This window comes from Kitasatospora sp. NPDC043949, assembly GCF_056435365.1.
This window is the reverse complement of record NZ_JBWKEQ010000033.1, coordinates 92073-99561: the sequence shown is the minus strand read 5'-3', so window position 1 is coordinate 99561 and position 7489 is coordinate 92073. Positions and strand designations below refer to the sequence as shown.

General features: G+C 71.1%; 5 protein-coding genes and 1 riboswitch. Of the genes, 2 read left to right on the top strand and 3 right to left on the bottom strand.

Features of this window, described 5'->3' with window-relative positions; translation table 11 throughout:
* On the bottom strand, positions 1-644 hold a 644-nt coding region (locus tag AC07AL_RS25345; RefSeq protein ID WP_478318270.1), incomplete at its 3' end, for an NRAMP family divalent metal transporter.
* 327 nt (positions 645-971) lie between these two features.
* A riboswitch (M-box (ykoK) riboswitch) is annotated at positions 972-1149 on the bottom strand.
* Positions 1150-1371: 222 nt separating this feature from the next.
* Between AC07AL_RS25345 and AC07AL_RS25340 the strand changes: the two genes are divergently transcribed.
* Entirely contained in the window at positions 1372-2697 is a 1326-nt protein-coding gene (locus AC07AL_RS25340) for a YhgE/Pip domain-containing protein (protein ID WP_478318269.1), read from the top strand.
* A 71-nt stretch (positions 2698-2768) separates the two neighbouring features.
* Here AC07AL_RS25340 and AC07AL_RS25335 read toward each other — a convergent pair whose 3' ends face one another.
* Positions 2769-5036 carry an FdhF/YdeP family oxidoreductase gene (locus AC07AL_RS25335; RefSeq protein WP_478318274.1) on the bottom strand — a complete coding sequence of 756 codons (2268 nt, stop codon included), beginning with the start codon at positions 5034-5036 and terminating at the stop codon, positions 2769-2771.
* 92 nt (positions 5037-5128) lie between these two features.
* Entirely contained in the window at positions 5129-5599 is a 471-nt protein-coding gene (locus AC07AL_RS25330; RefSeq protein ID WP_363588321.1) for a GreA/GreB family elongation factor, read from the bottom strand.
* Between the two features lie 297 nt (positions 5600-5896).
* Between AC07AL_RS25330 and AC07AL_RS25325 the strand changes: the two genes are divergently transcribed.
* Positions 5897-7339 carry a glyceraldehyde-3-phosphate dehydrogenase gene (locus AC07AL_RS25325; protein ID WP_363588319.1) on the top strand — a complete coding sequence of 481 codons (1443 nt, stop codon included), beginning with the start codon at positions 5897-5899 and terminating at the stop codon, positions 7337-7339.
* The last annotated feature ends 150 nt before the right edge of the window (positions 7340-7489 follow it).

The window sequence follows — 7489 nt, the reverse complement described above, 5'->3', positions numbered from 1 at the left end:
TCGTGCGCCATCTGCGAGGTCTTCGGGTGGACCATGAAGTAGATCGGCACCAGCAGCAGCGAGCCCACGCACAGCGTGACCGCGACGCGCTCGAAGCGCTGGAACGAGCCGGTGAACGCCGAGGCGATGATCACCACCGCCGCCAGCACCACCGCGGCGACCTTCGGCAGCCCGAGGTATCCGGCCGCCAGGGTGACACCGATGAACTCGGTGACCAGCGTCAGCGCGTTCAGCAGGAACAGGTCGATGACGCTGAACGCGCCCCAGAACTTCCCGAAGCGCTCCAGGATCAGCCGGGCGTGGCCGACACCGGTGACAGCGCCCAGGCGCAGCACCATCTCCTGGTTCACGTACAGCACCGGGACCAGCATCAGCAGCGTCCACAGCAACTGCGTGCCGTAGTTCTGCCCCGCCTGTCCGTACGTCGAGAAGGCGCCCGCGTCGTTGTCGCCGACCATCACGATCAGGCCGGGGCCCACGATGGCGAGCAGGGTCTTGAGTCTTGCGGACAGGCCGTGGCGCGGCGTGGTGTCGTCGAGCCGGATGGTGCCGAGCGCACCCCTGATGTCGCCGACGTGGGCGTCGTCCAGTACCGCTGAACGCGGGGCGGGGACCTTGGAGTTGAGCGTGGCGTTGGTGGTCATGACGATCCTCCCGTGGGCCCCGGGGCAGGCGGGGCGATCGGGGGCGCACGGCGGCGATCCCCCTGCGGACGGGCGCGGCGCATCGCCACCCGGCGGTGCGGGCCCGTTCGGGCACGGCGAAGCCGGGTGTTGAGGTGATGTACCGTCAGAAATGTTCGCAGGGAGGGTCGTTACCGCGTGCCGGGAGTGTGCGAGGACAGGCGGGGGTAGGGGCAACTGTGGCCCGGACTACTGCAATCCATGTCTCTCGCCTCCTCCCGGTCGACGCACCCCGTGGTGCGTGTGATCGACGCGGCAAGGAGTTCGCCGGCGCGCGAAGCGACCGCCGGTTCACCCCAACTCGTCAGAGCTTTGGCACTCCACGGCGTGTCCAGCCCGGTCGGGCCGGAAGCCACTTCGGATCAACCCTTAGGTCGGGAAGATCTGTCCTAACCCTGGGCGTCTCTCGACGTCGTCGGATCAGTGGCCTGTGTCCGTGAAGAAGCCTCACCGAACGAGGTGCCTTCTTCAAACCTCCAGAAGCATAGACCGCGCGGAGGCCGATACTTGCGTACTTGGTAGAACCTTTACCTTCTGTCTCCGGTCGTCCCGGCCAAGGCGCGGCGAGGGGTGGCGGGGGGCGGCGGGGCGGATCGGGTGACGTGGGGTTTTGCCGCCGGGCCGCCACGGAACGACTTCCCACCGCATCGGCAGCAGCACCAGGTTGCGCCCGAATCCGAGGGGTGGCATGGCGTCCGCAGGCTCCCAGGGTGGTCCCCGGCAGGCGCGGGCCCTCGTGCTCGCCCGCCACGCGAAGCTGTGGCTCGTCCCGAGCATCCTGTGCGGCCTGCTGGCCGTGGTGCTCTCGCTGCTCTACATGGGCGGCATCCTCAACCCGACCGGGCACCTGCACCGGCTCCCGATCGCCCTGGTGAACGCGGATCAGGGCCCGCCGCCGCCGGGCCGGGCGGAGACCCTGGGCGCGCGGCTCAGCCGGGAGATCGTCGCCGGGACGCCCGGCAGCACCGTCGACTGGCGCCAGGTCGACCAGGCCGAGGCGATGGACCAGCTCTCCACCGGGAAGGTCTACGGCGCGCTGCTCGTCCCGCAGGCGTTCACCGCCGACGTGGCGGCACTGACCACCGGCCGGGCCACCGAACGGCCCACCCTGACGGTGCTCACCAACCCCGGCCTCGGCAGCCTCGGCTCCTCGCTGGCCTCCCAGATCACCCAGTCCGCCGCCCACCAGGCCTCGCTGGCGCTCGGCAAGGAGCTGACCGCGGCCGCGCCGCCGTCCGGTTCCGCCGGCTCCGGCTCCGGCTCCGGCTCCGGCACGGGCACCAGCGCCACCGCGCGGCTGCTGCTCGCCGACCCGCTCGCCGTCACCACCCGGGTCGGCCACCCGATCGGCGCCCACAGCGGGCTCGGCCTGAGCGCCTTCTACTACACCCTGCTGGCCGTGCTGACCGGCTTCATCGGCGGCAACATCATCCACAACGGCGTCGACACCGCGCTCGGCTACAGCGACAGCGAGCTCGGCCCCTGGCACACCCGGCGCCCGACCGTCCCGATCACCCGCACCCAGACCCTGCTGCTGAAGATGGTCATGACGGCCGGCATCATGCTGCTCACCACCACCCTGGTGATGCTCTGCTCGGTCACCGTCCTCGGCATGGACGCCCCGCACCAGGCGCTGCTCTGGGTCTTCGCCTACTGCGCCAGCCTCGCCGTCGGCCTCGGGGTCCAGGCGATCAATGCGGCGTTCGGCGGGATCGGGCAGCTGGTGTCCATGTTCGTCTTCATCGCGCTGGCGCTGCCCTCCTCGGGGGCGACCATCCCGCTCCAGGCGGTGCCCGGCTTCTACCGCTTCCTCAGCGTCTTCGAGCCGATGCGCCAGCTCAGCGACGGCATCCGGGCGATCCTGTTCTTCGACGCCCGGGCGGACGCGGGCCTGGCCCGGGGCTGGACCATGATCGCGGTCGGCGTGCTGCTCGCCCTGGCCTTCGGCTTCGGGATGACCCGGTACTACGACCGCAAGGGCCTGCACCGCTGGACGCCGCAGCCGTCGGAGTAGGCGTTCAGGAGTGGGCGTTCAGGAGTGGGCGTTCAGGAGTGGGCGTCTGGAGTGGGCGCCGTCCTCGGTTCCTACGCCTTGGTGACGGTGACCTTGAGGTGCTTCATGATCGGCTGGTCGCTCTGGGTGCTGTGGTCGGCGATCGCGCACAGCACGTTCATCTCGGGCATGTAGCCCGCCGCGCAGCCGCGCGGGATGTCGTACGGGATCGCGAGGTAGCCGTTCAGGGTGCGGGTGCTGCCGTCCTTCGCGGTGCTGGTGATGTCGACCGGATCGAACTCGGCGATGCCGCGCTCGCGCATGTCGTCGGTGTTCAGGAAGACCAGCGTGCGCAGGTTCCGCACGCCCCGGTAGCGGTCGTTGTCGGAGTAGATCGTGGTGTTCCACTGGTCGTGGGAGCGCATGGTGCCCAGCGCCAGGGTGCCCGGGGCGGGGACGACGTCGGGCAGCGGGGCGGTGGAGAACTCGGCCCGCCCGGAGGGGGTGAGGAAGACCAGTTCGCGGGCCGGCTGCTTGATCCGGAACCCGAGGGGCAGCCGCACCCGGCGGTTGAAGTCCTCGAAGCCGTCCAGGGCCCGGGACATGGTGTCGCGGATGCGGTCGTAGTCCTCGATGTACCACTCCCACGGTGTCCCGCTGTCCGGCAGCGCCGCGCGGGCCATCCCGGCGACGATGGCGGGCTCGGACAGCAGGTGCGGGGAGGCCGGGCGCTTCATGCCGACGGACAGGTGCACCATGCTCATCGAGTCCTCGACCGAGGTGCTCTGCACCCCGCCGCGCTGGTGGTCCTTCTCGGTGCGGCCCAGGCACGGCAGGATCAGCGCCCGGCGGCCGTGCACCAGGTGGCTGCGGTTCAGCTTGGTGCTCACCTGGACGGTCAACTCGCAGCCGCGCAGCGCCTCGTGGGTGTAGGGCGTGTCGGGCGCGGCGAGCGCGAAGTTGCCGCCCATGGCGACGAAGACCGTCACCTCGCCGCGCCGCATCGCCTCGATGGCGGAGACGGTGTCCAGGCCGTGCGCGCGCGGCGGGTCGATCCCGCAGGCCTCGGCGAGGCGGTCCAGGAACTCGGGTGAGGGGCGGTGGTCGATGCCGCAGGTGCGGTTGCCCTGGACGTTGCTGTGCCCGCGCACCGGCGACGGGCCGGCGCCCTCGCGGCCCAGGTTGCCGCGCAGCAGCAGGAGGTTGACGATCTCCCGCACGGTGTCCACGCCGTGCTCGTGCTGGGTGACGCCCAGGCACCAGCTGACGATGGAGCGGTCGGCGTCGCGGTAGACCCGGGCGGCCTTGAGGACCTCGGCCCGGTCGAGCCCGCTCTGCCGCTCGATCTCCTCCCAGGGGGTGGCCCCGCACAGCGCGCGGTAGGCCTCGAACCCGGTGGTGTGGCGCTCGATGAACTGCCGGTCCAGGGCCCGGGGGTCGGCCGTGGCCTGCTCCAGGATCGCCTTGGCCATGCCGCGCACCAGTGCCATGTCGCCGCCGATGCGCGGCTGGAGGTTCAGGGTGCTGGTCTTCGTGGACTTGAACAGCGCCATGTCCACGAAGTCGTGCGGGACGATGGTGCGGGTGGCGGCCGCCTCGATCAGCGGGTTGATGTGCACGATCTGCGCGCCGCGACGGTGCGCGTCGGCGAGGGCGGTGAGCATCCGGGGCGCGTTGGAGGCGGCGTTGACGCCCATGATGAACAGCGCGTCGGTGACCTCCCAGTCCTTGAGGTCGACCGTGCCCTTCCCGGTGCCCAGCGAGGCCTGGAGGGCGCGTCCGCTGGCCTCGTGGCACATGTTGGAGCAGTCCGGCAGGTTGTTGGTGCCCAGTTCGCGGGCCATCAGCTGGTAGAGGAAGGTGGCCTCGTTGCCGAGCCGACCGGAGGTGTAGAAGGCGGCCCGGTTCGGGTCGTCCAGCTCGCGCAGGGTGCGGCCGACCAGCTCGAAGGCGTCCTTCCAGCTGATCGGGACGTAGTGGTCCGAGGCGCCGTCGTACACCATCGGCTCGGTGAGGCGGCCCTGGTCCTCCAGCGCGAAGTCGCTCCACCCGGACAGCTCGGTCACCGAGTGGGCGGCGAAGAACTCGCGGCCGACCCGCTTGCGGGTCATCTCCCAGGTGACGTGCTTGATGCCGTTCTCGCAGATGTCCAGGTGCAGGCCCTTGGTGTCGTCCGGCCAGGCGCACCCGGGGCAGTCGAACCCGGTGTTCTCGTGGTTCATCCGCATGATCGCCCGGGGCCCGTCCACGTACGCGCCCTCCTTCACCAGGAAGCGCGTCACGCTCTTCGCGGCACCCCAGCCGGCGGCCGGGTGGTGGTACGGCGCGAACTGCGGCGGCCCGACGGGGTCGGGGCCCACGGCCGGCTCGTCCCGGGCGGGGCGGTTCCGGGCGGCGTGGTTCTGCGCGGGGTCCTGCGCGGAGTCGTCCCGCGCGCGGCCGTCGGGGGAGTTCACGAAGCCCTCCGTCCGCCGACCGACAGCACGACCGCGCTCGCCGCGCCGTTCGGCGCCTCGTAGTTCACGGTCTCCCCGGCATGCCGCCCGAGCAGCGCCCGCCCGAGCGGGCTGTCTGCGGTCACCAGGGTCTCCTCCCGCACCTCGGCGAGCTCCGCCACCTCGACGGTCTCCTCCACCCCGTCCGCGAACCGCACGGTGACGGTGGAGCCCACCCCCACCACCTCCGTGGACGGCGGCCCGGCGGCGGCCCCCTCGCGGACCCGGGCCTCCAGCTCGGCGATCCGCTCGTCCAGCCGGGCGACGTCGTCGGCCCGCTGCAACTCGTCCGCCGCGTCCGCCCGGTCGCCGACGTCCTCCCCGCGCAGCGTCCCCACCACTTTCGCCCGCTCGCCGCGCAGCTCGGCCAACTCCTCCTGCACGGCGCGCAGGGCCTCGGCACTGATGGGCTCGGGACCGTCTGTCATGGCTGCTCCCGGGTCGTTCGCGGAACGCTCAAGCACGGGTCGCTTCCATTACCCCACCACCCCGCACCCCCGGCAAATCCGCCGTGGGCGAGGCTCCCGCGACCGGCCCCGGGGGTGGCGGTGATCACCTTCGCGGTGGGCGGGCGTCGGGGCGGTGGGCCCCGGTCGGGACGAAGCCGCAGGTCCGGGCGGTGCGGGCGGGGCGCGGCCGGGCAGGCGGGGGGAGGGACCGGCCGAAGGGGTGGGGGCGGGCGAAGCTACCATGTGCGCAACACCCTCAGCTCGAAAGATGGACTTGTGACTGTCAACGACGACGTGTTCACGGACTGGAAGAACCGCGAGGAGATCGCGGAGTCGATGATCCCGATCATCGGGCGACTGCACCGCGAGCGGGACGTGACCGTCCTGCTGCACAGCAGGTCCCTGGTGAACAAGTCGGTGGTCAGCATCCTGAAGACGCACCGCTTCGCCCGCCAGATAGCCGGCGAGGAGCTCTCGGTCACCGAGACGATGCCCTTCCTGAGTGCGCTGACCACCCTGGACCTCGGCCCCTCGCAGATCGACATCGGCATGCTCGCCGCGACCTACCGGGCCGACGACCACGGCCTGTCGGTCGAGGAGTTCACCGCCCGGGCCGTCTCCGGCGCCACCGGCGAGAACAAGCTGGAGCGCCGCGACGCCCGCGACGTCGTCCTCTACGGCTTCGGCCGGATCGGCCGCCTGGTCGCCCGCCTGCTGATCGAGAAGGCCTCCGGCAACGGCCTGCGCCTGAAGGCCATCGTCGTGCGCGACAGCGGCGGCGACGACCTGGTCAAGCGCGCCTCGCTGCTGCGCCGGGACTCCATCCACGGCCAGTTCCAGGGCACGATCACCGTCGACGAGGCGAACAACAAGATCATCGCCAACGGCAACGAGATCACCGTGATCTACTCCGACGACCCGACCAAGGTCGACTACACGGAGTACGGGATCAAGGACGCCATCCTGATCGACAACACCGGCCGCTGGCGCGACCGGGAGGGCCTGTCCAAGCACCTGCGCCCCGGCATCGCCAAGGTCGTGCTGACCGCGCCGGGCAAGGGCGACGTCCCGAACATCGTCCACGGCGTCAACCACGACACGATCAAGCCCGACGAGCAGATCCTGTCCTGCGCCTCCTGCACCACCAACGCCATCGTCCCGCCGCTGAAGGCGATGGACGACGAGTACGGCGTGCTGCGCGGGCACGTGGAGACCGTCCACTCGTTCACCAATGACCAGAACCTGCTGGACAACTACCACAAGGCCGACCGTCGCGGCCGCTCGGCACCGCTCAACATGGTGATCACCGAGACCGGCGCCGCCTCGGCCGTCGCCAAGGCCCTCCCGGACCTCCAGGCGAAGATCACCGGCAGCTCGATCCGCGTCCCCGTGCCGGACGTCTCGATCGCCATCCTCAACCTGCAGCTGGCCCGCGAGACCAACCGCGAGGAGGTCCTCGACTACCTGCGCGACGTCTCGCTGACCTCGCCGCTGAAGCGCCAGATCGACTACACCGACTCCCCGGACGCGGTCTCCAGCGACTTCATCGGCTCGCGCCACGCCTCGATCGTCGACGCCGGCGCCACCAAGGTCGAGGGCGACAACGCGATCCTCTACCTGTGGTACGACAACGAGTTCGGCTACTCCTGCCAGGTCATCCGGGTCGTCCAGTACGTCTCGGGCGTCGAGTTCCCGACCTACCCGGCCCCGGCGGTCTGATCCTCCGGTAGTCCAGGTAGTCCATGTAGTCCCGGGGGGGGGGGGGGGGGGGGGGGGGGGGGGGGGGGGGGGGGGGGGGGGGGGGGGGGGGGGGGTGGGGGTGGCTTTGGGGGGGGGGGGAGGGGGGGGGGGGGGGGGGGGGGGGGGTGG